This is a genomic window from Dokdonia sinensis (assembly GCF_003688895.1).
GTDB lineage: Bacteria > Bacteroidota > Bacteroidia > Flavobacteriales > Flavobacteriaceae > Dokdonia > Dokdonia sinensis.
In genome coordinates this window covers 94,065-119,778 of sequence record NZ_REFV01000012.1, presented here as the reverse complement: position 1 = coordinate 119,778, position 25,714 = coordinate 94,065, and the positions used below count along the sequence as shown (strand labels likewise).

Annotated in this window: 21 protein-coding genes and 1 tRNA gene; 19 read left to right on the top strand and 3 right to left on the bottom strand. The window is 38.7% G+C overall.

From position 1 onward, the window contains the following. Nucleotides 1–97: 97 nt before the first annotated feature. The 5 genes from EAX61_RS12370 (at nucleotide 98) to EAX61_RS12350 (ending at nucleotide 4,681) form a co-directional block, all read left to right on the top strand. Nucleotides 98–439: a phage holin family protein gene (locus tag EAX61_RS12370; protein ID WP_121918014.1), complete on the top strand. Its 342-nt coding sequence runs from the start codon at nucleotides 98–100 to the stop codon at nucleotides 437–439. Between the two features lie 81 nt (nucleotides 440–520). After that, nucleotides 521–1,843: a trigger factor gene (tig, locus tag EAX61_RS12365; RefSeq protein WP_121918013.1), complete on the top strand. Its 1,323-nt coding sequence runs from the start codon at nucleotides 521–523 to the stop codon at nucleotides 1,841–1,843. 90 nt (nucleotides 1,844–1,933) lie between these two features. After that, entirely contained in the window at nucleotides 1,934–2,608 is a 675-nt protein-coding gene (gene clpP, locus EAX61_RS12360; protein ID WP_121918012.1) for an ATP-dependent Clp endopeptidase proteolytic subunit ClpP, read from the top strand. A gap of 54 nt (nucleotides 2,609–2,662) precedes the next feature. Beyond that, on the top strand, nucleotides 2,663–3,895 hold the full coding sequence (gene clpX, locus EAX61_RS12355; RefSeq protein ID WP_121918011.1) for an ATP-dependent Clp protease ATP-binding subunit ClpX: 1,233 nt from the start codon (nucleotides 2,663–2,665) through the stop codon (nucleotides 3,893–3,895). A gap of 555 nt (nucleotides 3,896–4,450) precedes the next feature. After that, nucleotides 4,451–4,681 carry a hypothetical protein gene (locus EAX61_RS12350; protein WP_147448371.1) on the top strand — a complete coding sequence of 77 codons (231 nt, stop codon included), beginning with the start codon at nucleotides 4,451–4,453 and terminating at the stop codon, nucleotides 4,679–4,681. Between the two features lie 62 nt (nucleotides 4,682–4,743). On the opposite strand, the gene EAX61_RS12345 is transcribed toward EAX61_RS12350, so the two are convergent. Next, nucleotides 4,744–5,574, bottom strand: a complete 831-nt coding sequence (locus EAX61_RS12345) for a DMT family transporter (RefSeq protein WP_236642040.1) — start codon at nucleotides 5,572–5,574, stop codon at nucleotides 4,744–4,746. Nucleotides 5,575–5,693: 119 nt separating this feature from the next. Here EAX61_RS12345 and EAX61_RS12340 point away from each other — a divergent pair, with 119 nt between their 5' ends. Beyond that, nucleotides 5,694–5,963, top strand: coding sequence for a hypothetical protein (locus EAX61_RS12340; protein ID WP_121918008.1), 270 nt, complete (start codon nucleotides 5,694–5,696; stop codon nucleotides 5,961–5,963). Nucleotides 5,964–6,039: 76 nt separating this feature from the next. Here EAX61_RS12340 and EAX61_RS12335 read toward each other — a convergent pair whose 3' ends face one another. Further along, complete coding sequence (locus tag EAX61_RS12335) at nucleotides 6,040–7,182, bottom strand: acyl-CoA dehydrogenase (RefSeq protein ID WP_121918007.1); 1,143 nt, start codon at nucleotides 7,180–7,182, stop codon at nucleotides 6,040–6,042. Between the two features lie 81 nt (nucleotides 7,183–7,263). Here EAX61_RS12335 and EAX61_RS12330 point away from each other — a divergent pair, with 81 nt between their 5' ends. The 7 genes from EAX61_RS12330 to EAX61_RS12300 all read left to right on the top strand — a co-directional run bounded on the left by EAX61_RS12330 (nucleotide 7,264) and on the right by EAX61_RS12300 (nucleotide 14,448). Beyond that, the gene (locus tag EAX61_RS12330) at nucleotides 7,264–8,382 is read left to right on the top strand and encodes an anhydro-N-acetylmuramic acid kinase (protein WP_121918006.1); all 1,119 of its coding nucleotides are present in this window, start codon (nucleotides 7,264–7,266) and stop codon (nucleotides 8,380–8,382) included. 65 nt (nucleotides 8,383–8,447) lie between these two features. After that, on the top strand, nucleotides 8,448–9,674 hold the full coding sequence (locus EAX61_RS12325; protein ID WP_121918005.1) for a Glu/Leu/Phe/Val dehydrogenase dimerization domain-containing protein: 1,227 nt from the start codon (nucleotides 8,448–8,450) through the stop codon (nucleotides 9,672–9,674). A gap of 18 nt (nucleotides 9,675–9,692) precedes the next feature. Continuing rightward, nucleotides 9,693–11,096: a sodium:proton antiporter NhaD gene (gene nhaD / locus EAX61_RS12320; RefSeq protein ID WP_121918004.1), complete on the top strand. Its 1,404-nt coding sequence runs from the start codon at nucleotides 9,693–9,695 to the stop codon at nucleotides 11,094–11,096. Between the two features lie 60 nt (nucleotides 11,097–11,156). Next, the gene (locus EAX61_RS12315) at nucleotides 11,157–11,861 is read left to right on the top strand and encodes a MotA/TolQ/ExbB proton channel family protein (RefSeq protein ID WP_121918003.1); all 705 of its coding nucleotides are present in this window, start codon (nucleotides 11,157–11,159) and stop codon (nucleotides 11,859–11,861) included. Between the two features lies 1 nt (nucleotide 11,862). Then, nucleotides 11,863–12,255 carry an ExbD/TolR family protein gene (locus EAX61_RS12310; RefSeq protein ID WP_121918002.1) on the top strand — a complete coding sequence of 131 codons (393 nt, stop codon included), beginning with the start codon at nucleotides 11,863–11,865 and terminating at the stop codon, nucleotides 12,253–12,255. A gap of 111 nt (nucleotides 12,256–12,366) precedes the next feature. Continuing rightward, nucleotides 12,367–13,200 carry an energy transducer TonB gene (locus EAX61_RS12305; RefSeq protein ID WP_121918001.1) on the top strand — a complete coding sequence of 278 codons (834 nt, stop codon included), beginning with the start codon at nucleotides 12,367–12,369 and terminating at the stop codon, nucleotides 13,198–13,200. A gap of 30 nt (nucleotides 13,201–13,230) precedes the next feature. Then, nucleotides 13,231–14,448, top strand: coding sequence for a bifunctional folylpolyglutamate synthase/dihydrofolate synthase (locus tag EAX61_RS12300; protein WP_121918000.1), 1,218 nt, complete (start codon nucleotides 13,231–13,233; stop codon nucleotides 14,446–14,448). Here EAX61_RS12300 and EAX61_RS12295 read toward each other — a convergent pair. Then, on the bottom strand, nucleotides 14,445–16,697 hold the full coding sequence (locus tag EAX61_RS12295) for a transglycosylase domain-containing protein (protein WP_121917999.1): 2,253 nt from the start codon (nucleotides 16,695–16,697) through the stop codon (nucleotides 14,445–14,447). The genes EAX61_RS12300 and EAX61_RS12295 overlap by 4 nt on opposite strands. 185 nt (nucleotides 16,698–16,882) lie before the next feature. Here EAX61_RS12295 and EAX61_RS12290 point away from each other — a divergent pair. From EAX61_RS12290 to EAX61_RS12260, 6 genes are all read left to right on the top strand, one after another. Next, a tRNA-Val gene (locus EAX61_RS12290) sits at nucleotides 16,883–16,957 on the top strand. Between the two features lie 35 nt (nucleotides 16,958–16,992). After that, nucleotides 16,993–17,238, top strand: a complete 246-nt coding sequence (locus tag EAX61_RS12285; protein WP_121917998.1) for a GIY-YIG nuclease family protein — start codon at nucleotides 16,993–16,995, stop codon at nucleotides 17,236–17,238. Nucleotides 17,239–17,521: 283 nt separating this feature from the next. After that, complete coding sequence (locus tag EAX61_RS12275; RefSeq protein ID WP_121917997.1) at nucleotides 17,522–20,329, top strand: fibronectin type III domain-containing protein; 2,808 nt, start codon at nucleotides 17,522–17,524, stop codon at nucleotides 20,327–20,329. A gap of 121 nt (nucleotides 20,330–20,450) precedes the next feature. After that, nucleotides 20,451–22,241 (top strand): tetratricopeptide repeat-containing sensor histidine kinase, encoded by a 1,791-nt coding sequence (locus EAX61_RS12270; RefSeq protein ID WP_121917996.1) that lies wholly within the window; start codon nucleotides 20,451–20,453, stop codon nucleotides 22,239–22,241. Between the two features lie 4 nt (nucleotides 22,242–22,245). Then, nucleotides 22,246–22,863 (top strand): response regulator transcription factor, encoded by a 618-nt coding sequence (locus EAX61_RS12265; protein WP_121917995.1) that lies wholly within the window; start codon nucleotides 22,246–22,248, stop codon nucleotides 22,861–22,863. A 26-nt stretch (nucleotides 22,864–22,889) separates the two neighbouring features. After that, complete coding sequence (locus tag EAX61_RS12260) at nucleotides 22,890–25,682, top strand: sensor histidine kinase (protein WP_161555229.1); 2,793 nt, start codon at nucleotides 22,890–22,892, stop codon at nucleotides 25,680–25,682. Nucleotides 25,683–25,714 lie beyond the last annotated feature (32 nt).

Sequence of the window (25,714 nt, the reverse complement as noted above, 5' to 3'; positions counted from 1 at the left end):
TATTAAGAAAGCACCTTGGGCGACCTTGGTGCTTTTTTTATTTGTATCTTTTTTATGCTTTCGCGAAAGCATAAGGATAACCATTAAAACTTATATTATGAATACCATTCTAAAAATTCTTCTTACTGCGGTTGCCGTTATGGTGCTAGCTTATATTTTGCCCGGAGTTGCGGTTTCTGGTTATGTTGGAGCAATAGTTGTCGCTATTGTAGTGGCATTACTTAGGTTTATTGTAAAGCCTATACTCGTGATATTAACGATACCTATTACCTTACTGACGTTTGGATTGTTCCTTTTTGTTATAAATGCATTTATTATTCTCCTTGCAGATTATTTTGTAGACGGCTTTGCTGTAGATGGATTTCTGTATGCATTGCTCTTTAGCATCCTGCTCAGTATCTTCCAGAGCATTCTATTTAGCTTTCTTAAGGACAATTAAATCGCTTAGAAGACAACTATTTAAAAGATTGTCAAAAGGATAAAAAATCCGTACTTTTGCCGTCCTTAAATTAAGACAGATATGAATATCACGAGAGACCAAATAGACGAGCTTAACGCTGTGGTTAAAGTAGAAATCGCAAAGGATGACTACAGAGAAAAAGTAGATAAGATTTTAAAAGACTACAGAAAGACTGCAAATATTCCTGGCTTTAGAAAAGGACACGTTCCTATGGGGATTGTGCAAAAGCAGTATGGAAAAGCAGTTCTTGTAGACGAGGTAAATAAGCTTTTACAAGATGCCCTTGGTAAATATATGACTGAAGAAAAGCTGGATGTCTTAGGAAATCCATTGCCTAAAAATCAGGAAGAGTTTGACTGGGATGCAGATGATTTCAGCTTTGAGTTTGATTTAGGAATGGCGCCAAAATTTGAAGTAAACTTACAGCCTAAAAAGGCGGTAGTCAGCTACGAGATTGAGGCAGATAAAAAAATGATTGAGAATCAAGTTACTACCATTCAGAAGCAATATGGGAAATTATCTCCTCAAAAAGAGGTTGCAAAAGATAGTGAGGTAACAGGAACTTTTTTTAACGATGAGGCTGGTATTGAAAATACGACAACTTTTGAAGTGGCAGCGCTTAAAGGGAAGAAAAATACAGACGCCTTTATCGGAGCAAAAGTTGGGGATATTATTACCGTAAAGACAAAAGGTCTTTTTGCCGAGGCTCGAGATTTTCAGAATGCCTTTAAAATGTCCCAAGATGAGGCAAATGATCTCAATGCTGAGGTAACCTTCACAATTTCTGAAATTAACAAAAGAGAGGCTGCAGATCTTGATCAAGAGCTTTTTGATAAGCTTTTTGGTAAAGGAGTAGTAACTTCTGTAACCGAACTTAAGGATAAGATAAAAGAAGATGCAGAGCGTCAGTTCAAACAGCAGAGCGATCAGCAGTTATTAAACGATGTTACAGAGCGTCTTATAGATGAGACTAAATTTGATTTACCTAGTGAATTCTTGTCGCGTTGGATTCAATCTACCGGAGAAAAGGAAATGAGTCTCGAAGAGGCAAAAGAAGAATACGACCGATCTGAAAAAGGACTTCGTTACCAGTTAATAGAAGGTAAGATCGTTCAGGAAAATAACTTACAAGTAACTTTCGAGGAGCTCAAGGCTTACGCTAAGGAGATGATTAAAGGCCAGATGGCGCAGTTTGGTCAGCTTAACCCAGAGGAGAAAGAATTGGACGATATTGCGGCACGCATACTCGGTAACCAAGAAGAGGTAAAACGTCTATCAGAGCAGCTTATGCACCAGAAAATGCTCGATTTCTTTAAGGAAAACGTGAAGTTAAAGACTAAGAAAGTAAGCTTTGATGACTTTGTCAAAGAAGTATACAATTAGAATACTAATTGATTTATAAGTATCTTTAAGGCGCGCTACTTTTACAGTAATGCGCCTTTTTTAACTATAAAAAATTGCACGATTAAAGATATGGATTACGGAAAAGAATTTAAAGATTTTGCAATCAAGGATCAGGGTATAAATAGTATGTACTACGATCAGATTACAAGTGCTATGACACCAGTAGGACTGACGCCTAATATTATAGAAGAACGCCAGATGAATGCTGTTTCTATGGATGTTTTTTCTAGATTGATGATGGATCGGATCATCTTTTTAGGAATGGGTATTAATGATCAAGTTGCAAATATCGTACAAGCACAACTCCTCTTTTTAGAGAGTACAGATGCAAACAAGGATATACAGATTTATATTAATTCTCCTGGAGGTAGCGTTTATGCAGGACTGGGAATTTATGATACGATGCAGTTTATCAAGCCTGATGTAGCAACGATATGTACAGGTATGGCAGCATCTATGGGTGCGGTGTTGCTTTGTGCCGGAACTAAGGGTAAACGTAGCGGTCTTCCTCATTCTCGTGTGATGATTCATCAGCCATTAGGTGGTGCACAAGGTCAAGCAAGTGATATTGAGATTACGGCGAGAGAGATTATTACCCTTAAGCAAGAGCTATATGAGATCATAGCAAAGCATTCAGGCCAAGAATACGATAAAGTTTACGAGGATAGTGATCGAGATTACTGGATGAAGGCAGATAAGGCCCTGGAGTACGGAATGATAGACGAAGTGTTACGTAGAGAATAAAATAAATTTTTGTGCGCTTTCGCGAAAGCGTACTCCTTATTATAAAGAATCAATATGGCGAAGGAAGATTTAGAATGTTCATTTTGTGGAAGGAAAAAGCCAGAGACTAACCTCTTAATTGCAGGTCTAGATGCGCATATATGTGACCGTTGTATAGAACAGGCTCACGGTATTGTTATCGAAGAATCAAAGGATACTCAGACAAACGATCTTGCAGGAGAACTTAAACTGAAGAAACCGCATGAGATAAAAGAATTTCTTGACGGATATATCATAGGTCAAGAGTTTTCAAAAAAAGTAATTTCTGTCGCAGTCTATAATCATTACAAGCGCTTATTGCAGCCTTCTAGCGATGATGATATTGAGATTCAAAAGAGTAATGTGGTGATGGTTGGTCAGACGGGTACTGGAAAAACCCTAATTGCAAAAACAGTTGCAAAAATGCTTAACGTGCCTCTCGCGATTGTAGATGCAACCGTCCTAACCGAAGCAGGTTATGTTGGGGAAGATGTAGAGAGCATTTTAACGAGACTATTACAAGCAGCAGATTATAACCTAGACAAAGCACAGCGCGGCATTGTTTTTATAGACGAAATCGATAAAATTGCGCGTAAAAGTGATAACCCATCCATCACACGTGATGTTAGTGGAGAGGGAGTGCAACAAGCCTTGTTAAAATTACTTGAAGGAACAGTAGTAAATGTCCCGCCAAAAGGTGGACGCAAGCATCCTGATCAAAAGTTTATAGAAGTAAATACGGAACATATCTTATTTATAGCCGGTGGAGCCTTTGATGGCATCGAGCGTCATATTTCTAAGCGTCTCAATATGCAAGCTATGGGTTTTGCTGCCAGCAAAACAGATGATGAGTTAGAGAAGGATAATATGCTTAAGTATATTATCCCTAAGGATCTGAAGGATTTTGGGTTAATACCAGAAATCATAGGCCGCCTACCAGTACTAACTCATATGGATCCCCTAGATGCAGGGACACTTAGAGCTATTCTTACAGAGCCTAAAAATGCAATTATAAAACAATATACTAAGCTGTTCAAAATGGACGATATAGCCTTCTCTATTTCTGACGAAGCGTTAGATTATTTAGTAGAAAAGGCAGTTGAATACAAGCTTGGAGCCCGAGGTTTACGGTCTTTATGTGAGGCAGTGCTTACAGATGCAATGTTCGACTTACCCAGTTCAGAGGAGACAGAATTTACGGTGTCAAGAGATTACGCTGAGTCTAAACTTAATAAATCTACCCTGAATAAATTAAAAGCAGCTTCTTAATAGAATTATGACACTTACTCAAACACAGAACCTGCCTTGATGCAGGTTCTGTGCTTTTAGAGTGTTTGCGTCTTTGAGCTTATGGTGCTTTATTAAGCCTGATTTTATAGGTTTCTATGAGCTCTTCAATGATCTTTGCATTAAACTAGACTGTTGACGTGGTTTTTCCATTTCTTATTTAAGTACTGCACTTGGGTCTGAAGATCAGTCGGTATGTAAAAATGGGTTACCTATCTATAATACTTTCCTATTTGTTTTTAATGTATTCCAGCTTAAGACGTATCTCTTCCAAATGGTTAAATTTTCTGGAAATTACAATGTCCTGTGCGACGAGCAAAGAAATTTTACGTTGGATTAATAGTGCTTAAGTAGTTTTCTTGTAAAAAAGGGTGTCTATTCTTCTATATGTAATGATGGTTGATAGTTCTAGGTTATCTAAAAAATTGAATCACAAGTAGTTAGATGCTAAAAAATAATTTGAAATAATTTTTAAAAACGTTATGCGTGTCAAAAATAAAATTATATTTGCCCACTTTTTTTAATAGAAATAAAACAATGAAAAACACTTTTTTTTCGGTGGCTATCGCAGCTACTGTATTGTCTCTAGCTGCTTGCAAAGAGACTGCTCCTCAAGCTACTAGTGAAACTGCTCTTGAGTCTTCAGAAACTACTATCGAAGTGATAGAAAATGCACCAACTATGGAAGTAGAAGGTACTGAGGAAATTCAGACAGAAGTAACAGGAGAAGTAGAGGCTACTACTCCTGCTATAGATGAGCAAAACTAAGAAGGTATCCTAATAAGATAGTAAGAGGCAGGTCAGTTGACCTGCTTTTTTCGTTAATACGATTACCCCCTTTGCTTTACCCACAAATTAAGTAGCATTCCAAAAATGAGTAGTCCCATCCCAATCATTGGGTAAAAGCCATAGGTTTCTCCAAAAATAAAATAGCCTAATAGCAATGCATAAACTAGTTCCATATACTTTATGGGCGCCACAGTAGCTGTATCTGCAAGTTGAAATGCGCGGGTAAGAAATACTTGACCAAAAAGCCCAAAAACACCGATACCACAAACATACCACCATTCTTGACCTACAGGCATACGCCACTTACTTAAAAAGAAAAGACTACCAACTATAGAAAAAACCATAAAATAATTAATGATCGTAAGGTAATGCTCACGAGATCCTAGATATCGGACAATCGTAAACACACCACCTACCAAGATGGATGAGAGGATGACGAGTGTAAAACTCAAAGTGTCTATTCTTAAATCAACTTCTTTCATTACAAACGCACCTGCAATGGAAATTGCAATGGCAATCCATTGCCAAAATTTTACGTACTCCTTTAGGAATATTAATGCAAATACTGCGCTAAAAACAGGAGCGGTATATCGTAATGCTACCGCAGATCCTAGCGGTATTCTTTGTATTACAATAAAGTAAAGTGCAAGTGATACAAAACTTAGTACACCTCTAAAACTTAACCAAAACACATTTTTACCGATTATAGGAAGCTTTCGCGAAAGCATAAAAGGAAATATAAAAATAAAAGTTCCAAAAGCTCTAAAAAAGACTACTTGAAGCGGGTGAAAGTTCTCGAGGTATTTTGCAAACAGGTTCATCCACGAAAAGGCGAAAGCGGCAATGAGCATATAAATGACTCCTCTGAGCAAAAGAATGGTTTTGCACAAAGATACATTTAAGATTTTGCTAAGTTAAAAATAACGACATCTTAAGCACAACGTAGTCCAATATTTCATACTTTGCGTATATAACTAAAAACCATAACAACATGAAAAAAGTATTTGTAATTCTAGCATTAACAGCATTCACATTCTCGACTGTTTCTTGTAGAGAGACAACACAAGAAAAAATGGAAAACGCGGCAGAGTCTGCTGGAGAAGACATAGAAAATGGATTAGAAAACGCAGGAGAAGCTATCGAAAATGCAGCCGAGGAAACCGGTGATGCTATCGAAAATGCAGCTGAGGAAACTGGCGCTGCTATCGAAAACGCAGCTCAAGAAGTAGAAGATGAAATAGAAGGAAACGACGATAACTAGGTCGTCCTTTTAATACCTGAAAAAAAAGTCGGATGTTCTGAAACATCCGACTTTTTTATTTAGAAACTCATTTGTTTTACCCCTTTATCAAACTTCTAGAAATCACAATTTTCTGTATCTCTGAGGTTCCCTCGTAAATCTGAGTAATTTTAGCATCACGCATCATACGCTCTACGTGGTATTCCTTTACGAAACCGTTACCACCGTGTATTTGCACCGCTTCTACAGATTGTTCCATTGCAACTTTAGAGGCGTAGAGTTTTGCCATTGCGCTAGACTGGTCGTAGTTGTTTCCTTGGTCTTTATCCCAGGCCGCTTTCATCACAAGGTGACGTGCTGCTTCTATCTCCACAAACATATCTGCTAGTTTAAAGGCAATGGCCTGGTGGTTACAAATCTCCGTACCAAAGGCTTTACGCTCTTTAGAATACTTAAGCGCAAGCTCATAAGCACCAGAAGCAATCCCGAGTGCCTGAGCAGCAATCCCGATACGTCCCCCAGAAAGGGTCTTCATCGCAAATTTGAACCCAAAACCATCCTCTCCTATGCGATTTTCCTTAGGAACTTTCACATCGTTAAACTGTAAAGTGTGCGTATCACTCCCACGTATGCCCAACTTATCCTCCTTAGGTCCTATTTCAAAACCTTCCATCCCTTTCTCTACGATAAAAGCGTTTATCCCACGGTGTCCTTTTTCTCTATCTGTCTGCGCGATAACTAGATAAACGTCAGAGCGTCCTCCATTTGTAATCCAGTTTTTGGTTCCATTTATTACGTAATGGTCACCTTTATCTATTGCCGTTGTCGCTTGTGAAGTTGCGTCAGATCCAGCTTCTGGCTCACTTAAACAAAAAGCGCCTACAAACTCACCAGTCGCAAGTTTTGTAAGGTATTTTTGCTTCTGCTCTTCTGTTCCGTAAGACTCTAATCCGTAACACACCAGCGAATTGTTAACCGAAACAATTACAGAGGCAGAGGCATCAATTTTAGAAAGCTCCTCCATAATTAGCACATAAGAGATCGCGTCCATACCGCTTCCGCCGTATTTTGGGTCTACCATAATGCCCATAAATCCCAGGTCACCCATTTTCTTTACAAGCTCGTCTGGAAACGATTGTTTCTCATCGCGTTCTATAACGCCGTCCAGTAATTCTGTTCGGGCAAAATCGCGAGCAGCGTCGCGTATCATTAAATGTTCTTCGGTTAAGCCAAAATCCATATCGTGGTTTTATTATGATTTATGTAAAAAAAGCACACAAAGATACTTGATTTTTGCGTTTTCTTCAATAGATTTAACGTGATGAAGGGAAAAATCTACAACGTTATCGGAGTGATGAGTGGCACAAGTCTAGACGGGGTAGATTGCGCTTACGCGAAAATTGTTAAAACCAAAACCTATTCCGCCGAAATCCTGCTTGCCGAAACGATTCCGTATCCGGCAAATTGGCAAAAAAAACTAGCCCAAGCCCACAATCTCCCAAAAGCCGAAAGAGATGCTTTAAACGTCCAATACACTGCATATTTAGGCGAAATCATAAATAATTTCATAGACCAAAACAATCTAAGAGATATAGATGCCATCTGTTCCCACGGACACACGGTATTACATCAGCCCGACAAGGGATTCACATTGCAGATAGGTAATTTACCTAAAATTTCTATGATTACCGGTCATAAAGTGGTTTGTGATTTCCGCGAGCAGGACGTGCGACTAGGTGGTCAGGGAGCGCCTTTAGTTCCTATAGGAGACAGCATATTGTTTTCGGAATATGACTACTGCCTCAATCTGGGCGGATTTGCAAATGTTTCGACAGAGCAGGATGGTAAACGCATTGCATACGATATTTGCCCTGTTAATGTGGTACTGAATAGATATGCAAAGGAACTCGGAGCAGATTATGATAAAGGTGGCGCTTTCGCGAAAGCGGGAAACATCCACACCCCATTGTTTGAAAAATTAAACGCCTTGCCGTATTACGAAGCACCCGCTCCCAAATCGCTGGGCATCGAGTGGGTCCATCAGCATATTTTTCCGATTATCGAGCCTTTTCAGCTTTCGGCAAATGATGTGCTGGCTACATTTACGGAGCACGTAGCGTTTCAGCTGGCTCAGAATTTCGGCAATGGCGGGAAAGTTTTAGTTACTGGAGGAGGAGCTTTTAACGAATATCTGGTAGAACGAGTAAAGAAGTTGCACGATTCTGAAATACGTTTTCGCGAACCTGTCTCGCCGGCAGGCAGGAGCGTACAAATTATCGTTCCTGAAAATAAGCTCGTTGAGTTTAAAGAAGCGCTCGTGTTTGCATTACTGGGCGTGCTAAAAATGGAAGGTGATGATAATTGTCTAGCGAGTGTGACAGGCGCAAAAAAGGATCACAGTTCCGGAAAAATCTACGTTCCTGACCTCAATATTAAATAAATGTAAAATTCGGGTGCTGGCAATCAAGTTTATTATATTTGTGTTTCAACTACTAACCAAACTTAATGAGAGAACTCCTCCAGCGTTACGAAGATAAATCTCCAGAAATTGTTTTCCATTGGAACGACCCAGAAACCGAAGCCGAAGGTTGGGTGGTTATAAATTCCCTACGTGGCGGTGCCGCGGGAGGCGGAACGCGTATGCGCAAAGGGCTTGATAAGAACGAGGTACTATCACTTGCTAAAACGATGGAAGTTAAGTTTACCGTGTCTGGTCCCGCTATAGGTGGAGCAAAATCAGGGATTAACTTTGACCCGAAAGACCCTCGTAAGAAGGGCGTTCTAGAGCGTTGGTACAGAGCAGTTTCACCTTTGCTTAAAAGCTATTACGGTACGGGAGGTGATCTTAATGTAGATGAAATACACGAGGTGATTCCAATTACCGAGGAAAGTGGCGTGTGGCATCCTCAAGAAGGCGTGTTTAACGGTCATTTTCAACCCTCTGAGGCAGATAAGATTAACCGCATCGGGCAATTGCGCCAGGGTGTGATCAAGGTTATAGAAAATCCAGCATTTTCTCCAGACGTGCGGAGAAAATATACGGTGGCAGATATGATTACGGGCTATGGCGTTGCCGAAGCTGTTCATCATTATTATGATATTTATGGGGGTAGTATAAAAGGTAAACGTGCGGTGGTCCAAGGTTTTGGAAACGTGGGTGCTGCTGCAGCTTACTATCTCGCTCAGATGGACGCAAAGATTGTAGGAATAATAGACATCGTGGGCGGTCTTATAAAAGAAGACGGGTTCTCTTTTGAAGAGGTTAGGGAGTTGTATCTTAATAAAGATGGAAATACCTTGGGGAAGGACAATCTAATTCCATTTTCCGAAATGAACGAGCGTATCTGGAATCTTGAGACGGAGATTTTTGCACCTTGTGCTGCGTCGCGACTTATTACCCAAGACCAGATAGACCGTATGATAAGCACGGGGTTAGAGGTGATTTCCTGCGGGGCAAACGTGCCATTTGCAGATAAGGAGATTTTCTTTGGTTCTATTATGGAACATACAGATGCTCAGGTAAGTCTTATCCCAGATTTTATATCAAACTGTGGGATGGCACGCGTTTTTGCCTATTTTATGGAACGTAAGGTGCAAATGACAGATGATGCTATCTTTAACGATACATCGATCACAATAAAAAATGCTATTCAAAATACCTTTGATAATAGCAGCGACAAGAAAAACATAAGTAAAACCGCTTTTGAAATCGCTCTTAAAGAGCTACTATAAAATTTAAAACCAACTTTTATGGAATCAGTAATTATTCTCATTTTCGTAATAGGCTATTTGTCCATTACCTTAGAACATCCTTTAAAACTTGATAAAACAGTACCGGCGCTAATAATGGCGTCCCTGATTTGGGCAGTTCTTGCTGTAGGTTTCCACGCAGGTTGGTTTGATGTGATTGACACACACGAGCACGCTTGGAGCTTATTTCCTGACGGAAGTCTAATTACAGGAGATGCAGCAGAGGCTGCAGACGAAGGGTTTAAGAATACCTTACTACATCACTTAGGGAAAACAGCAGAAATACTCATATTCCTAATTGGGGCGATGACTATCGTAGAGATTATTGACCTACACAGAGGTTTTGAAGTGCTCAAAGGAGCGGTACGTACCAGAAGTAAGAAAAAATTATTATGGATTATTGGAATCCTTGCATTCGTTCTTTCGGCGATAATTGATAACCTTACGGCTACTATTGTACTAATTACGCTACTGCGCAAGTTAATAACAAACAGAGATCAGCGTCTTTGGTTTGCGGCTATGGTAGTAATCGCTGCAAATGCTGGTGGTGCTTGGTCACCTATTGGGGATGTAACGACTACAATGCTTTGGATTGCAGATAACGTAACGGCGATGAAACTTATAGAGTACGTTGTAGTTCCATCTCTTATCTGTTTTGCGTTACCATTTTTTATTGCAACCTACTTACCGGCATTTAAAGGCGATATTATAGTAGACACAACCGAAGACGAGGAGGCAGAACGATTACTAAGTAGTAAGACAATGCTTTTCTTAGGATTAGGGATGATCGTTTCTGTACCTATTTTTAAAACGTTGACACATCTTCCTCCGTATATGGGAATGATGTTAGCTCTTGGAGTTGTTTGGTTAGTTTCAGAATACATCCACCCTGAAGAAGACTTTACAAAGGAGCGCAAGCACCTGTATAGCGCTCACAAAGCATTATCTCGTATAGAGATTTCAAGCATTCTTTTCTTCCTAGGAATTCTTATGGCGGTAGCAGGATTAGAGAGTTTAGTGTATGGTGTGTCTGAATCTGGAGATCCAGTAGGCACATTACGTTATGTGGCTGAGATTCTAAACGCGGCAATTCCTAATCAGGATATCGTTGTAGCGATTCTAGGAGTGTTATCTGCAATTATTGACAATGTTCCTCTTGTAGCAGCTTCTATGGGTATGTATACTGCGCCTACAGATAGTCTACTATGGCACTTCATTGCTTACTCGGCAGGAACAGGAGGTAGTATGCTCATCATAGGATCTGCGGCAGGAGTTGCGGCGATGGGAATGGAGAAAATCGATTTTATCTGGTATTTAAAGAAAATAACTTGGCTCGCGTTTTTAGGCTTTGCGGCGGGAGCATTGGTATTTATCTTACTTACTGGAGGAACTATGGCTTCATAGGTACATACAATTTTATTATACAACCATCGTTTCACTTTAAAGCCTCAACTAAAACAAAATATGCTTTATACCCTAATTCAAGACGGAGCCCAAGATGCAACAGATGCACTTGGAACCGAAGAACCTGTTGAAAAGACACTTTCTATTATCGATTTGCTTGTTACCGGTGGTACGGCAGGGATAATTATTATAGCTGTACTTTTTGTGTTGCTATTTGTGGCGATTTACATTTATTTTGAACGTCTCTTTGCGATAAAAGCTGCCTCAAAAATAGATAGCAACTTTATGAATCAGATACGTGATAATGTCGCTTCTGGAAATATCGAATCTGCAAAGATTTACTGTGCGCAGGCTAATTCTCCCGTATCAAGACTAACGGCAAAGGGTATCTCACGTATCGGTAGTCCGCTTGAGGATATTAATACTGCCATAGAGAATCAAGGACGTCTTGAAGTATATAAACTTGAGAAGAACGTTTCAGTACTAGCGACTATAGCAGGCGCCGCGCCTATGATCGGTTTCTTAGGAACTGTTATTGGGATGGTACTCGCTTTCCACACGCTTGCAACCAGCAGTGGTCAAGCAGAAATGGGAACTTTAGCCGAAGGTATCTATACAGCAATGACAACAACTGTGGCCGGTCTTATTGTAGGTATTATTGCCTATATGGGATATAACCACCTTGTAGTGCGTACAGATAAAGTAGTGCACTCTATGGAAGCAAATGCGGTGGACTTCCTTGATATGTTAAACGAACCGAGCTAATATGAATTTACGCGGAAGAAATAAAGTGAGCCCAGAGTTCAGTATGAGTTCCATGACGGACATTGTTTTCCTGTTGTTGGTTTTCTTCCTACTTACTTCCCCGGCCATCACCCCAGACGCACTAGACCTCATATTACCTAAGGCAAAAGGAAAGACAAGCAACAAGCAAAACCTGTCCGTAAGTATTACAAAGGATTTAGATTACTATGTAAACAAGGAACGTGTAAGCGAGAACGGCATTGAGGCTTTCATCACAAGTGAGTTGCGAGGAGTTGAGGAGCCTACTATAATTTTAAGGGCAGAAGAGGGAGTTCCCATCGAAAATGCCGTTAAAGTTATGGACATTGCAAACAGGAATAAGTATAAGATTGTTTTGGCGGTGAGGCCTAATTAGGGTACTTCTTACGCTTTCGCGAAAGCGTACTCAAAATCAATCAAGTATTACAACCAGTTCAGAAGATTTAATTTTACTCACAACTCACAACTCACAACTCATAACTCAATAGTGGCATACCTAGACACCGTACATAAACGTAAATCCTTTACCATAAGTAGCATTATTATGGCAATTATCTTGTTGCTGATGTTTGTGGTAGGAATGAAGTACCTAGACCCACCTATAGAAGGAGGAATTGCAGTTAATTTTGGAACCTCAGATACTGGGTCGGGGGATATACAGCCTACACAACCTGTTGCGTCTGCACCTAAAAATACTGCTCCGCAACCAGAACCTACACCTCCGGAACCAGAAATAAAGGATGAGGTCGTCACTCAGGATAATGAAGACGCCCCAGTAATTGAGGAGAAACCTAAAGAAACTCCAAAACCCAAGGTTGAAAAGCCAAAAGATAAACCTGTAGAAAAGCCTAAGGAAGAAGCAAAGCCAGATCCAAAGCCGGATCAATCTACGACTAGTGCACTCGATGCACTCATTAATGGTCCCAAAAGTGATGGTGCAGCCCAACAAGGACAGGGTAATGATAGCTCTGGAGGAGATAAAGGCGACCCAAACGGAGACCCAAACGCCTCAAGCTACTACGGGACAGGAACAGGTTTGGATGGTGACGGAAACTACCAACTCGGCGGTAGAAAAGCTTTAGGTAAACCAAAACGCCAGCAAGACTGTAATGAAGCAGGAATTGTCGTCGTAAGTATAGAAGTGGATCGTAACGGGAAAGTGATAAAAGCTGTTCCTGGTGTTCGTGGTACGACAAACAATTCCAGATGTCTTACAGAACCTGCAAAAGCTGCTGCACTTGCAACGAAGTTTAATGCAGATTCTAAAGCTCCTTCCAAGCAAATTGGGAAAATTGTGTACCGCTTCAGTCTTTCAGATTAGGACATATTTTTACGTTTAAATCATCATACTATCACATATCAAGAAACACTAGACTGGCTATTTGCTCAGCTCCCAATGTACCAACGTCAGGGGGCAGCAAACTATAAGATAAATCTAGACAAAATTCAGGCGCTTGCCCAATATCTAGAAAACCCGCAAAAGGAATTTAAATCCATTCACGTTGCAGGGACTAATGGTAAGGGATCTACGAGTCATATGTTAGCCTCGGTTTTACAAGAAGCAGGATATAACGTCGGGTTGTATACATCACCCCATCTCAAGGATTTTCGAGAGCGCATCCGGCTTAATGGAGAAGTGGTTTCTAAACAATTTGTGATAGGGTTTGTAAAAAAGCACAAAGCCTATTTTGAAGCACATCAACTTTCATTTTTTGAAATGACCGTGGGTATGGCCTTTGCCTTTTTTGCTTCAAAAAAGGTAGACGTAGCCGTTATTGAAGTAGGACTGGGAGGACGTCTTGATGCGACAAACATCATTACGCCAGAACTTTCTGTAATAACTAATATAGGGATGGATCATACGCAGTTTTTAGGAAATACACTCCCAGAGATTGCAACCGAAAAAGCTGGAATCATAAAAGAAGGAGTTCCCGTAATCATTGGCGAGTATCAAAAGGAAACGGAGGAGGTTTTTAGTACGCTTTCGCGAAAGCGTAATGCTCCCTTACACAAAGCTTATGATTTTAATCTAATGCCGATGGAGTCTGACCTATTGGGCTCATATCAAAAACAGAATATGCGTACCGTTCAAGTTGCGATTTCTGTATTGCAGGACCAGGGATTTGCCGTTGGGATACAGCATATTGCAAAAGGTTTAAAAAACGTCGTTAAAAATACAGGGCTTTTAGGGCGATGGCAAACATTACAGGAATCACCAAAAGTGATATGCGACACAGGCCACAACGCCGAAGGTTTGCACTACGTGGTAGATCAACTTTCTAAAGAAAAATTTGAGCGCTTACATATCGTTCTAGGTATGGTGTCGGATAAAGATCTGGTTGAAGTATTACCAATATTTCCCACGTATGCGACCTATTATTTTTGCAAACCAGACATTCCAAGAGGAATGGAGGTAGCGCAATTAAGTGAAGCTGCCAAAAGTCATAAACTAATTGGTGAAGCTTATGCTTCGGTAAATGAAGCATTAGATACAGCAAAAAAGACAGCAAGCCCTGCCGATTTGATTTTTGTGGGCGGAAGTACCTTTGTAGTGGCTGAAGTGGTTTAGTTTTTCTTTTTAAAATTTTTTGTTTTCTTTTTTTCTGGATTTGTAAATAGTCTCTTTAAGAAACCATCTCTTACAAGGTCTGGGCAATCCATCGCTACGCTAACATCATTGCTCATCGGTTTAAATTTCGTTTTAGTGATAGTGTCGAAGGATGTATCTCGCTCTATTTTCCGAAGGAATTTTGCAACAATGGGAAGCGCTGCATTTGCGCCTTGCCCCACTCTTGTACTTCTAAACCCAATGCGGTGGTCGTCGTGTCCTACCCAAGTGACAGCAACAAGTGTTGGAGTAACGGCTACAAACCAGGCGTCTTTATTGTTTTGAGTGGTTCCAGTTTTACCTGCTACATCCATACGTACGCCATAGGTAGATCGTAAACGCTTTCCAGTACCCTTGTCTATGACAGATTCCATCATGGTAATCATCGTCTGTCTTGTGTTTTCTGAGAAGGCTGGTTTGATTTTGTTTTTTGGTTTGAACTCTTCTAGCATTTTACCATTTGAATCCTCTATTCTCGAAAGGAAATAGGGTTTAACGGGTTTACTTTCGTTTACAAATGCTGCATAAGCACCCGCAAGTTCTTTTACAGAAAGTTCTGCAGTTCCTAGTGCTAGAGAGGGAACAGCTGGGAGTGTGCTTTTAATTTCGAGTTTTTTACCCATTGCAATGACTTTTTCAATCCCTGTTTTTTCAAGAATCTTTACAGATACTGCGTTAAGTGACCGAGTCAAAGCACCTGTCATACTCACGTTCTGATAATAATAATCTGCCTGATCGCTGTTAGATGGACTCCAGTTGTCATAATTTTCATAAGAAACCTCCCTCGCCGAAAAATACTGACAAGGAGATTGTCCTTCTTCTAAGGCGGTCGCATAAACGATAGGTTTAAATGTAGAGCCTACCTGACGCTTGCTCTCAATGTGTCCGTATTTGAATTTTTCAAAATTCACACCACCTACCCAAGTACTTACAGCACCATCTTGTGGATTTATTGCAAGCATTCCCATATTAAGGAACCTGAGGTAGTGTTCTAAACTATCGATAGTGCTATATCTTACTTTCTTATAACCATCATAAGTATAGACTTTCATCTTCCTTTTTATAGAAAGAGAGTCTATGATTTGGCTTTCGATAAGTCCTTTGGCTTTTAGTTTTTGGTAGGATTTTAATTGTTTGAGTTTGCTTTCTACCGTTTTCTTGTCTCTCCAAGGTGCCTTAGAGGCTGGATATTCGCTTTCGAACTGACTTTGCATTTTTTGCATATGTTCTTGTGCGGCGGTTTCGGCGAGGCGTTGCATTTTTAGATCTATGGTCGTGTAAATTTTTAGACCGCTCGTGTACAGGTTAAAAGGTTTGTCACTATCGCTGTTTTCCTTGCACCAAGCTACCATCTTTTGCCTTAAGTTTTCACGAAAGTGTGGCGCCACGCCTTGTTGCTCATCATAGGTGTTGAAGTCAAGTTCGAGAGCTTCTTTTTTAAGTATGTCGAGTGAGTCTACAGTTAAAAATCCATATTTTGCCATTTGATTAAGCACTGTATTCCTTCTTTGCGTACTTCTAGCAGGAGCACGCTGGGGATTATAATAGTGTGTTGCTTTAAGTGTTCCTATGAGCGTTGCTCCTTCGGTTACGGTAAGGTCGATAGCAGACTTGCCAAAATACTTGAGAGAGGCACTTTCAATCCCATACGTATTCCCGCTAAAAGGAACAGCATTGAGATAGAGCTCCAGAATCTGTTCCTTAGTAAAGAGTTTCTCTATTCTCTGGGCGATGATCATTTCTTTGACTTTGGCGACGGGAAGAGTAAGAAAGCTTAAATTTTTGCGGTCAAACATATTTTTAGCTAGTTGCTGGGTAAGTGTACTACCACCTCCAGACGACGCATCTTGAAGTGCAAGTGATTTTACAATTACTCTTAATGCACTTCTAGCATCAACGCCATTGTGGTCATAAAAACGGGCGTCCTCTGTGGCTATCAATGCGTGAACAACGTGCTGAGGAATACTGTCCAGAGACACTGGAACACGATTATTGAGGTAGTATATTCCTATAAGTTCATTGTTAATATCAAATATCTGTGATGGTTTATAAGACGAGACTTCAGTAAGGTCTGCTTTAGAAGGGAGTGCTCCCCAAATACCTATATAAACGGTAAGTATGAAGAGTATGAGTGCTAATCCTAAATAGTTCATCACTCTAACAATAGTGCGCAGTGTGCGCAATATTGTTTCCTTTTTTTTCTGAAGCATACGCTATGTTTTGTAATTGCAAAATAATAGAAAGTCCTCGCAATAGCAGCAGACATCAACCAAAGTTTAACAACTCAAATAATTTGCAAAATTTCTTAGATTTTTATTTGCGGGAATTAAAAACAGCTGTATATTTGCACCCGCTAACACAAAGAACGAGAACGGATAGTTCAAAATTCGAGTTAGGGCAATTAGCTCAGTTGGTTCAGAGCACCTCGTTTACACCGAGGGGGTCGGGGGTTCGAATCCCTCATTGCCCACATAAAGCTTCCAGAAATGGGAGCTTTTTTTGTTTATGAAATACTTCACTTATATATTATATTCAAAGGCCTTAGACCGTTATTATATTGGTTCGACCGGGGATATTGACATACGGTTGAAAGAACATCTTTGGGATCATACAGGTTTTACTGGGAAGGCAAAGGATTGGTTTGTTGTACATACTGAAGAGTACGATAGCAAGGTTGATGCTTACGCTCGAGAACGGCAGATTAAGAAGTGGAAAAGCCGAATAATGATTGAGAAGTTGATTGGTAATTAGCTCAGTTGGTTCAGAGCATCCCGAATTTACTTCGGGAGGGTCGGGGGTTCGAATCCCTCATTGCCCACATAAAGCTTCCAGAAATGGGAGCTTTTTTTGTTAGTAGACGTTTCGCTTTCGCGAAAGCGGAAATGAAACTAACTCTAAATATCCTATCAAGAGAACATCATTTTTACTCAAATACAAGACGCTTGATTTTTTCCATCCCAAACCTACCCATCTTGGGTAGTTCAGTGTAAGATTTACCCTACTAGTTTTGGAACTTAATCTTAAACTTATAATTATGAGAAAATTACTATTTATGTTGAGCTTTATTTTAAGCTTTAATGGTTTGCTAGCCCAAATGTTTGACCAAGAGTCTACTCCTATATATTTAGGAGACAACAATCTTGGTGCGAGTAATCTGTCCCCAGACTATTTTCAAGCAGACAATGGTATTACTTATTTTGTTGGGGTAAGGCCTAACAGTAATAATATAAATGATGGCGCATTATATCAAACGGATGGAACTTTGGCAGGAACTTTTCCCGTTGATCCAGCAGGTAGCGCCAGCATTGTGCCAGTCTTTTTAAATCCTACATCTAGTGACATACAAAATTTTGCAGTATTCAAAGATAAAGTCTACTACGCAGTTCGACTAAGCGCTTCAGAATTTGAATTGGGAATATATGATATTACTACGGGAGCAGTTTCAATAGTTAATCTCAGACCGAGTGGAAGTAGTCTACCTGCTCAATTTCTAGCTACTGATGACTTTCTATACTTTACAGCTGAAGGCGTAAATACACCAGGAGTTCAACTATATGCTACTGATGGAAATACTATTACGGAGATTGCACCTACTGGATCAGGCTCTACCTCTGCCCGACGTAATGGATCTGCTTATGTTTTTACAAAAAATGATGGTTCTAAAATTTATGTAGCTTCTCAATTCTTAACTACAAATGGTGTGTTTCGTGAGGAACTATTTATGGGTGATGGATTTAATATTCCTGTTCAAATCACGGACATTAATACTTCTGGAGGAGCAAGTCCAGCTGCTTTTAAACAAATTGATAACTACTTATACTTTTCAGCACGTGATACCAACGAAGATTTTGAGGTTCATCGTATAGATTTAGAAAATAATGGATCTGTTGAACTGGTTTCTGATTTAACTTTTTCAGGAGCAAATCCTGGCTTGTTTGCGCAACTAGGAAATGAACTATTTTATTCTGCGAGAAGATCTAGTAATTTACGATTGCTATATAAAACAGATCTATCTTCAGGAATTACTAGTGAAGTTAATTTTCCAACATCTGGGAATGGTTTAATTACTTCTCCTAGGGATTTAACGCTTTACAATAACGAGATCTTTTTTAGTGCGAGTACAAATAATAGCTTAGGAAGAGAATTATACAAAATAGATGCAGGGGGTAATGCCGTACTGGTAAATGATTTGAATTTAGGAATGAACGGTTCAGATATCAGCGGAATTACATTGTTTACGGATCGTTTATATTTCAATGCGCTTCAAGATGATGCAATTGGCAACGAGTTATATGAATATAAATCATCAAATGATTTAGTTCGATTAGTATCTGACATAAATACAACTGCAAATACAGGAAGTGATCCTTTGTTTTTTCCAACCGGGACAGGCTTATTTATAAGTGCAAATACGGCAACTTCTGGTAGAGAATTATATACGCTCACGTTTGAAGACGAATGTAATGCTCCAGAAGCGCCAACTGTTGTTTCTGAAAGTACTAACGGGATAACAGTTACCTGGCCTGCCACGCCAAATAATACAGGAATCTATAGAATAACAACGATGTTAAGTGGAGAGAATCCTAACTTTGACACCCCAGTTTCTACCGAGGTAGAAGGGCAAAATGGCTCGTTTATTATCGGGCTCACTCCAGGAGTGGAGTATGATATTTATGTGCGTAGTGATTGTAGCCTGGGAACAAGTGATTTCTCCCCTAGATTACGCATCACAAAAGCAGATTGTCTTACGCCCCAAAATGTATCAATCTCAAACATCACAGGAACAGGGGCAACCGTAACCTGGGATGCCACGGCAGATAATGATAGTGGTTATAATGTATTAATAATGGCGCAGGGGGATGATCCTACTATGGATACTCCAGTACAATCTAGTTTAGTATCCTCGGGAACATCTACAGATACTATAGGACTTGAAGCAGATACAACGTATGACGTTTATGTGAGCTCTATTTGTGCTGGCGGTGACAGTCCATTCTCTACGGTGGTTTCATTTACAACGCTTGCTTGTACTGTGGTGAGTGATATATCTATACAGAATGTTACAACAGATAGTTTTGATATCTTATGGGTAGGTACTACGGACAATGAAGGAACGTATCAAGTTCTTATTATGGGAGATGGAGCAGATCCTAGTATGGATACTCCTATAAGGGACTTTATCACCACGGGTACTGCGACATCCATCACAGGTTTAAATGCTGATACTGCTTATGATGTTTATATAGTTTCTCAATGTGATGGTGTAGATAGTGGTTTTTCTGAAGTTACAGAGGTTACAACCGCTGCTTGTACAACACCTGTAAACGTCGAGGTTTCTGAAATATCATCAGATAGTGTTGTTGTAAATTGGACAGGGCCAGAAGGTGATGCTGTTGATTTTGAAATAGTGTTGATGGCAACAGGTGATGACCCTAATACAGATACACCTATTCAAACAGGTCTAACGGATGAAACAATGTTTGCATTTTCTTCTCTTGAAATCGAGACCGAGTATGATGTTTATGTCAAAGCATTGTGTAATGGGGCTGATACCGAGTTTAGCGATGTATTGAGTTTTACAACAAGCTCTCTGAGTCTCAATGATTTTTCTTCTAATGGTACTGCAAGGATATATCCAAATCCAGTTTCAGATTTCTTTTCAATAGAAACATCAAACTTTAATGTAAAAGAGGTGACGGTGTATACCTTAAATGGAAGTAAAATAAAGCGTTTTACAAAGGAGGAAAATTATAATATTCAAGATCTAAGCTCAGGGATATATATTATTCAAATTATAAGTGAAAACGATAACGCACAAGTAATGAAATTAATTAAAGTTTAAATTTTTCTCATATCAAGTTAATAAGTTATTTGTGTAAAAACCCCAGCGCGAGCTGGGGTTTAGTGTTACCTACCCATTTTGGGTAGGTTCATTTGTTCTAGGAGGACTTAGATTTACGCCTATGCAAAACGGCAGATTCATTTTATACATATTTATTTTATTTACGATACCCGTAAACTCTCAATCTGCTCAAACCTTTAAGAAATTAAAAGACAGCGCAAGTATACTATTGCGTGGTGGTAATGGTAAAGAAGCCTTCCATTTATTACAGGAAATGGATACCATTGCAAAACGAGAAAAATCAGATTCTTTAAAACTGCAAGTCTTTGACAGATTAGGTTTTTATTATTTTGTTCAAGGAGATTATGAGGCCTCTACAGATAATGTCATTAAGGCAATCGATTTAGCGAAAGCGATAGGAAAACGACAAACCTATTTAGATCTAAGTAATAATTTGGGAATGATTTGGTCTAAAATAGATGAATACGAAAGAGCAGAGAAGGTTTACAAAACTCTACTGTCAGAAGTTACTTTAGAGGAGGATGCGGAGATCTATGTTTCAACAATATCTAACCTTGGGAGTGTCTATTTGAGTCTGAACCAACTTGAAAAATCTGAACTTCTCTTAAAACAGGCAAGAGTACTAAGCAAGGAAAAAGGAATTAGATTTCTAGAAGCAGCAGTTTTAAAATTTTTAGCCAAAAATAAATTATTACAAGGTGAATATGTTGAGGTTATAGAACTAGTAAAGAGTATCAAAAATGATTTTTGGGATATCATACAGCGTACTCAAAAAGATGATGCTATTTTTTATCGAGCACAAGCGTATTTCCATTTAGGTGAATATAATCTTGCCGCTAGCGATATAGATGAGGCGTTGTCGCTAATGAATATTCTTAAAAAAGATCCAGCCTATATTGAAAGGGTTGAGTTTAAAAGCAAGATACTCCAAGCTCAAAGAAAATATAAAGATGCACTTTCTGTTCAACAAGAGGCTGTGAAACTTAGAGATAGCTTTAATAATGAGCAACGACTAGCTAATGTTCTCGAGATCGAATCCAAATACGAGGCAGAAAAAAAAGAAAGGGAAAACGCAGAATTGAAAGCACAAAATTCTCAACAGGAACTTATAATTGCAAATAAAAACAACCTAATTTTAGTTGTCGTAATCATCGCCATTTTAATTTTAAGTGTATTGTTTATATGGCAATTGCGTAAGTCAAAAAATAAGAATAAGCAATTAAAGTCACTTATAAATAATCGGTCAAAACTGCTTATCGAGCTTAAGGAAGTAAGAGATAATATTGCCAAAGATTTTCACGATGATATGGGGAATAAGTTGGCTCGTATAACAACAATATCGGACCATATTATTCAAGAAAAAGAAACAAAAACCCAAGCAGACTTTCTCGATGCGCTCACAATTATTAAGCGAGATGCAAATGAGTTGTATAGCGGTACCAGAGATTTTATGTTCTCATTACGTGCAGAGAGTGATACCCTAGAGGATGTGTATGCTTACATTGCAGACTTTGCTCTGGACTATATTAATAGTTTTGATAAGGACATAGATTTGATTTTTAAAAATGACGCTAATCCTCAAATCCCTTATTATTGGAACAGGCAAATCATACTTATCTGTAAAGAGGCAATAACCAATGCCATTAAACACAGTAATTGTGAGACAATTATTTTATCTTTTATACTTAAGAATAATTTCTTATTCATTACCATTAAGGACAATGGAGCAGGGTTTAAACAAGAGAAACTTTCTAGGAAAAATGGTCTTAATAATATGGTCCATAGAGCAAGGAGGATTCATTGTAGTCTAGCAGTAGTCTCAAACGACTCAGGAACGGAAATAAAATTTGAAGGACAATTACCAGATTTTGAAATTCTTAAAATAGCATAGCTTTATGTATAAAGTAGTCATTATAGAGGATAACGAGACACTAAATGAAGTCTTTAGTAGGAGTGTAGATAAGTTAGATAATTTTAAGATTGCGGCGACATATCTCAATTGCGAAGACGCCATAGAAAATTTTAGAAACGACGCGCCAGATATCGTTTTAATGGATATAGAACTTCCGGGAATGAGCGGGATTCAAGGCACTAAAGAAATAAAGAAAATAAAACCTAGTACGCTTATAATAATGGTTACCGTTTTTGAGCATTCTAACTACGTTTTTGATGCCTTATGTGCAGGAGCTTGTGGATACCTAACAAAAAATGCCACAGGCTCAAAAATAGAAGATGCCTTAAATGAAGCTGTTCAAGGAGGTGCTCCTATGAGTATTCAAATAGCAAAAATGGTCGTAAATTCTTTCCAGAAAGCTCCAGAAAGTATTCTTACTGACCGTGAAACGGAGGTGCTTACTTTGCTGTCACAAGGAAGCAGTTACAAAGGTGTAGCAATAAAAATGGATGTAAGTCCTAATACCATAAAATTTCACATAAAGAATATTTACGATAAGTTACAGGTGCATGATAAGGAAAGTGCTATCCAGATCGCGTCTGATCAAAAGCTTATTTGATTACTTTTAGATACAAATACTCTTTAGTGCGTTACCACATTACACTTATCTTCCTCTGTTGTTTTTACAACAGCATTAGTCAAAATCGTTTTGCTCATTTTACAACCGTAGACGGTCTACCTAATAATTTATGTTATGGCTTGGAGCAAGATGATAAAGGATACATTTGGGTTGGTACTGATGATGGCTTATCTAAGTTTGACGGGAACACTTTTAAAAATTTTAGAACGGGTCAAGGTTTTCATTCTAATTATGTAATAGCACCTATTCTACACAAAAACAATCTTGTTGCAGGTACATGGGGACGAGGATTGTATCAGCTTGACAACCAGTCTTTCAGAAGATTAGTGCCACGAGACAGCCTGTCAAAAGTAAATAATCTTGTCTCTGCTTACGGTGCTCTTTGGAGTACTTCTATATCTGATAATTTCCTGTTTAGAAAAAATAATAATGGAGTTTACGAAAAGACAAATTTTCAACTGAGCTTTCAGAACGATTCACTTAGAATAGTTGTAAACCAGAAACCCGTACAAGTCCCTATACAATTTCATAAAATTAAGGATAAACTGTACATAACAGGCAGGAATCATCCTATCAAAAACACCGTAAATGGGGTGTATGAAATAAGCCAAAACCTAGAGCTCACAAGGGCATTTAACGCGCTTAAAGAGTTTAATATTTCCACACTTTCCTACAAGGATGATATCATTTATGCCGGTAGCGGAAACACTATAATGATGGTCCAAGGCAATAGAATCATTAAAAAAATAGTACTGAAGGATTTTAATGACGTGCTATTTAAAGCGATACGCTATTTTGATAAGATTTTAATCCTGAGTGGAAAAAGTACACTACCTCAAAAATTAGTAACCTACGACCTGGAAGGCAATAAGATTCAGGATGTTACCGCAGCATTGAATATAAAAACGAACATTTCTGACATATTGCTGGATCACGAGTCAAATATTTGGGTTTCTTCTTATGGACAAGGAGTATATTGTTTTTTTGCTCCAGAGAAGTATGCTTTTAAAGAATATAAAGGGACACGAAATAAATTGATAAAAGATATAGAAGGTCTCGATGACCAAGTATTTCTGCTCTCAGATAATAGTTTATTTATTTATAAAGATCATAAGTTAGAGATGGAGAGATCTCTTAAAAATTCACCTAACAAAATTTCAAAAATTGAAAATAAAATAAGATTAAGTGTTTTTGAGAGGGATTTAAATGACCAAATATCGATTCCTAAAATTGAGATAGGTATAGAGTCTATAGCTTATGAAACGCAACAAGGCGTTTATAGAATAAAAGAGGATACACTACTATTTCCTAATGATACTAAACTCATCAAAGACAGAAAACTTGTAGCGCTACTTATGAATGATATGGTGGTGTTTAACGACAAGTTGATGATTGCTACTAATTCAGGGCTTCTGGTTGAGAGTAATAATGAGCTTCTTTCCTATCCAAAAATAGACTATCAGATACATCAATTTTACAAAGACGATGACCAGATGTTTATGGCTACTAGTAATGGTCTTTTTGTGGTGGATAAGAATGAAAATATAACCCAAATAGAAGGAACAGAGAAATTAGAAATAAATGCAGTAACCATAGATTTTAAAGGTCAAATCTGGTTAGGTACAAATAACGGAATCGTAATTTATAAAGACGAAAAGCTGGAGCGACTTTATCTTAAAAACAGTTTGGGGTCTTCTTACATCACAAGTTTTTATGAAGATTCAGGTAAAGAGATGTGGTTCGGAACAAATGATGGGGGATATAGTATAGATAATACTATGGATATTCAGTATCAGGAGGCACCTCTCATACATATTAATCAAAGCGGAAATAAATTTGACCTTAATATTATTTCCTATAACCGGGCTGATGCTCTAATTTCTCAATACCAGATCAATGATGACCCCTGGATTAGTACAAAAGAGACTGTTTTAGACTTTAACAATCTGGAACAAGGTGATTATAACTTCCAGCTTCGATCAAAGAAAATAGATGGAGTCTGGGGATATAGTGACACATTTCAATTCCAGCTTAGAGACCCGTGGTATATGCAGCCTGTGTTTTTGATAGGGAGCACAGCAATCCTCTCATTATTTATGATACTTATTATTTCTGCTAAGCTTAAGAATACTAGAAAGAGAAATACGATTCTTAATGAGGCAATTACTTCAAAGACAACGCTAGAGAAAGAACTTGCGCAGGTGCGTGATAGAATGGCAAAAGATTTTCACGATGAGATGGGAAATAAACTTGCTAGAATAACAATGGTCTCAGAGCACATTCTTTCAGAAACAGATGCCGCTCTAGACTCCTTTACCCATAAATCCCTCACTACGGTAAAAACAGATGCTGAGGATCTTTATAGGGGAACTCGAGATTTTATGTTTTCCTTGCAACCTGATAGTGATTATCTTCTTGAGGTGGTAGATTATATCATTGATTTCTCGCGAGACTATTTATCGAGTTGGAATATAGAGTGTGAGATCGAAAAGGATATACCTAATAATCCCAGATTACCCTACTACTATAACAGACAGATCATCTTGATTTTTAAGGAAGCCATTACAAATGTGGCAAAGCACTCAGATGCGACAATGGTGCATTTAAAATTTCAGTACGACCATCCTTTGGTAAAGATGCAATGTATCGATAATGGCAAAGGGTACGCTTTCGCGAAAGCAAAAAAAACAAGAGGCCTATCCTATATGAAAGAGCGAGCATCAAAAATAAACTTCACGTTCCATATCGATACACTTCCCACAGGTACTACCGTCGTCCTACAAGGATCAATAGCCTAAATATTTGATTTACTACCCTTTGCGGGTAGGAC

Excerpts from the sequence above, each read along its gene's own strand:
- EAX61_RS12370 (WP_121918014.1), top strand. The coding sequence starts at position 98 with ATGAATACCATTCTAAAAATTCTTCTTACTGCGGTTGCCGTTATGGTG.
- tig (WP_121918013.1), top strand. The coding sequence starts at position 521 with ATGAATATCACGAGAGACCAAATAGACGAGCTTAACGCTGTGGTTAAA.
- clpP (WP_121918012.1), top strand. The coding sequence starts at position 1,934 with ATGGATTACGGAAAAGAATTTAAAGATTTTGCAATCAAGGATCAGGGT.
- clpX (WP_121918011.1), top strand. The coding sequence starts at position 2,663 with ATGGCGAAGGAAGATTTAGAATGTTCATTTTGTGGAAGGAAAAAGCCA.
- EAX61_RS12350 (WP_147448371.1), top strand. The coding sequence starts at position 4,451 with ATGAAAAACACTTTTTTTTCGGTGGCTATCGCAGCTACTGTATTGTCT.
- EAX61_RS12340 (WP_121918008.1), top strand. The coding sequence starts at position 5,694 with ATGAAAAAAGTATTTGTAATTCTAGCATTAACAGCATTCACATTCTCG.
- EAX61_RS12335 (WP_121918007.1), bottom strand. The coding sequence starts at position 7,182 with ATGGATTTTGGCTTAACCGAAGAACATTTAATGATACGCGACGCTGCT.
- EAX61_RS12330 (WP_121918006.1), top strand. The coding sequence starts at position 7,264 with ATGAAGGGAAAAATCTACAACGTTATCGGAGTGATGAGTGGCACAAGT.
- EAX61_RS12325 (WP_121918005.1), top strand. The coding sequence starts at position 8,448 with ATGAGAGAACTCCTCCAGCGTTACGAAGATAAATCTCCAGAAATTGTT.
- nhaD (WP_121918004.1), top strand. The coding sequence starts at position 9,693 with ATGGAATCAGTAATTATTCTCATTTTCGTAATAGGCTATTTGTCCATT.
- EAX61_RS12315 (WP_121918003.1), top strand. The coding sequence starts at position 11,157 with ATGCTTTATACCCTAATTCAAGACGGAGCCCAAGATGCAACAGATGCA.
- EAX61_RS12310 (WP_121918002.1), top strand. The coding sequence starts at position 11,863 with ATGAATTTACGCGGAAGAAATAAAGTGAGCCCAGAGTTCAGTATGAGT.
- EAX61_RS12295 (WP_121917999.1), bottom strand. The coding sequence starts at position 16,697 with ATGCTTCAGAAAAAAAAGGAAACAATATTGCGCACACTGCGCACTATT.
- EAX61_RS12285 (WP_121917998.1), top strand. The coding sequence starts at position 16,993 with ATGAAATACTTCACTTATATATTATATTCAAAGGCCTTAGACCGTTAT.
- EAX61_RS12275 (WP_121917997.1), top strand. The coding sequence starts at position 17,522 with ATGAGAAAATTACTATTTATGTTGAGCTTTATTTTAAGCTTTAATGGT.
- EAX61_RS12270 (WP_121917996.1), top strand. The coding sequence starts at position 20,451 with ATGCAAAACGGCAGATTCATTTTATACATATTTATTTTATTTACGATA.
- EAX61_RS12265 (WP_121917995.1), top strand. The coding sequence starts at position 22,246 with ATGTATAAAGTAGTCATTATAGAGGATAACGAGACACTAAATGAAGTC.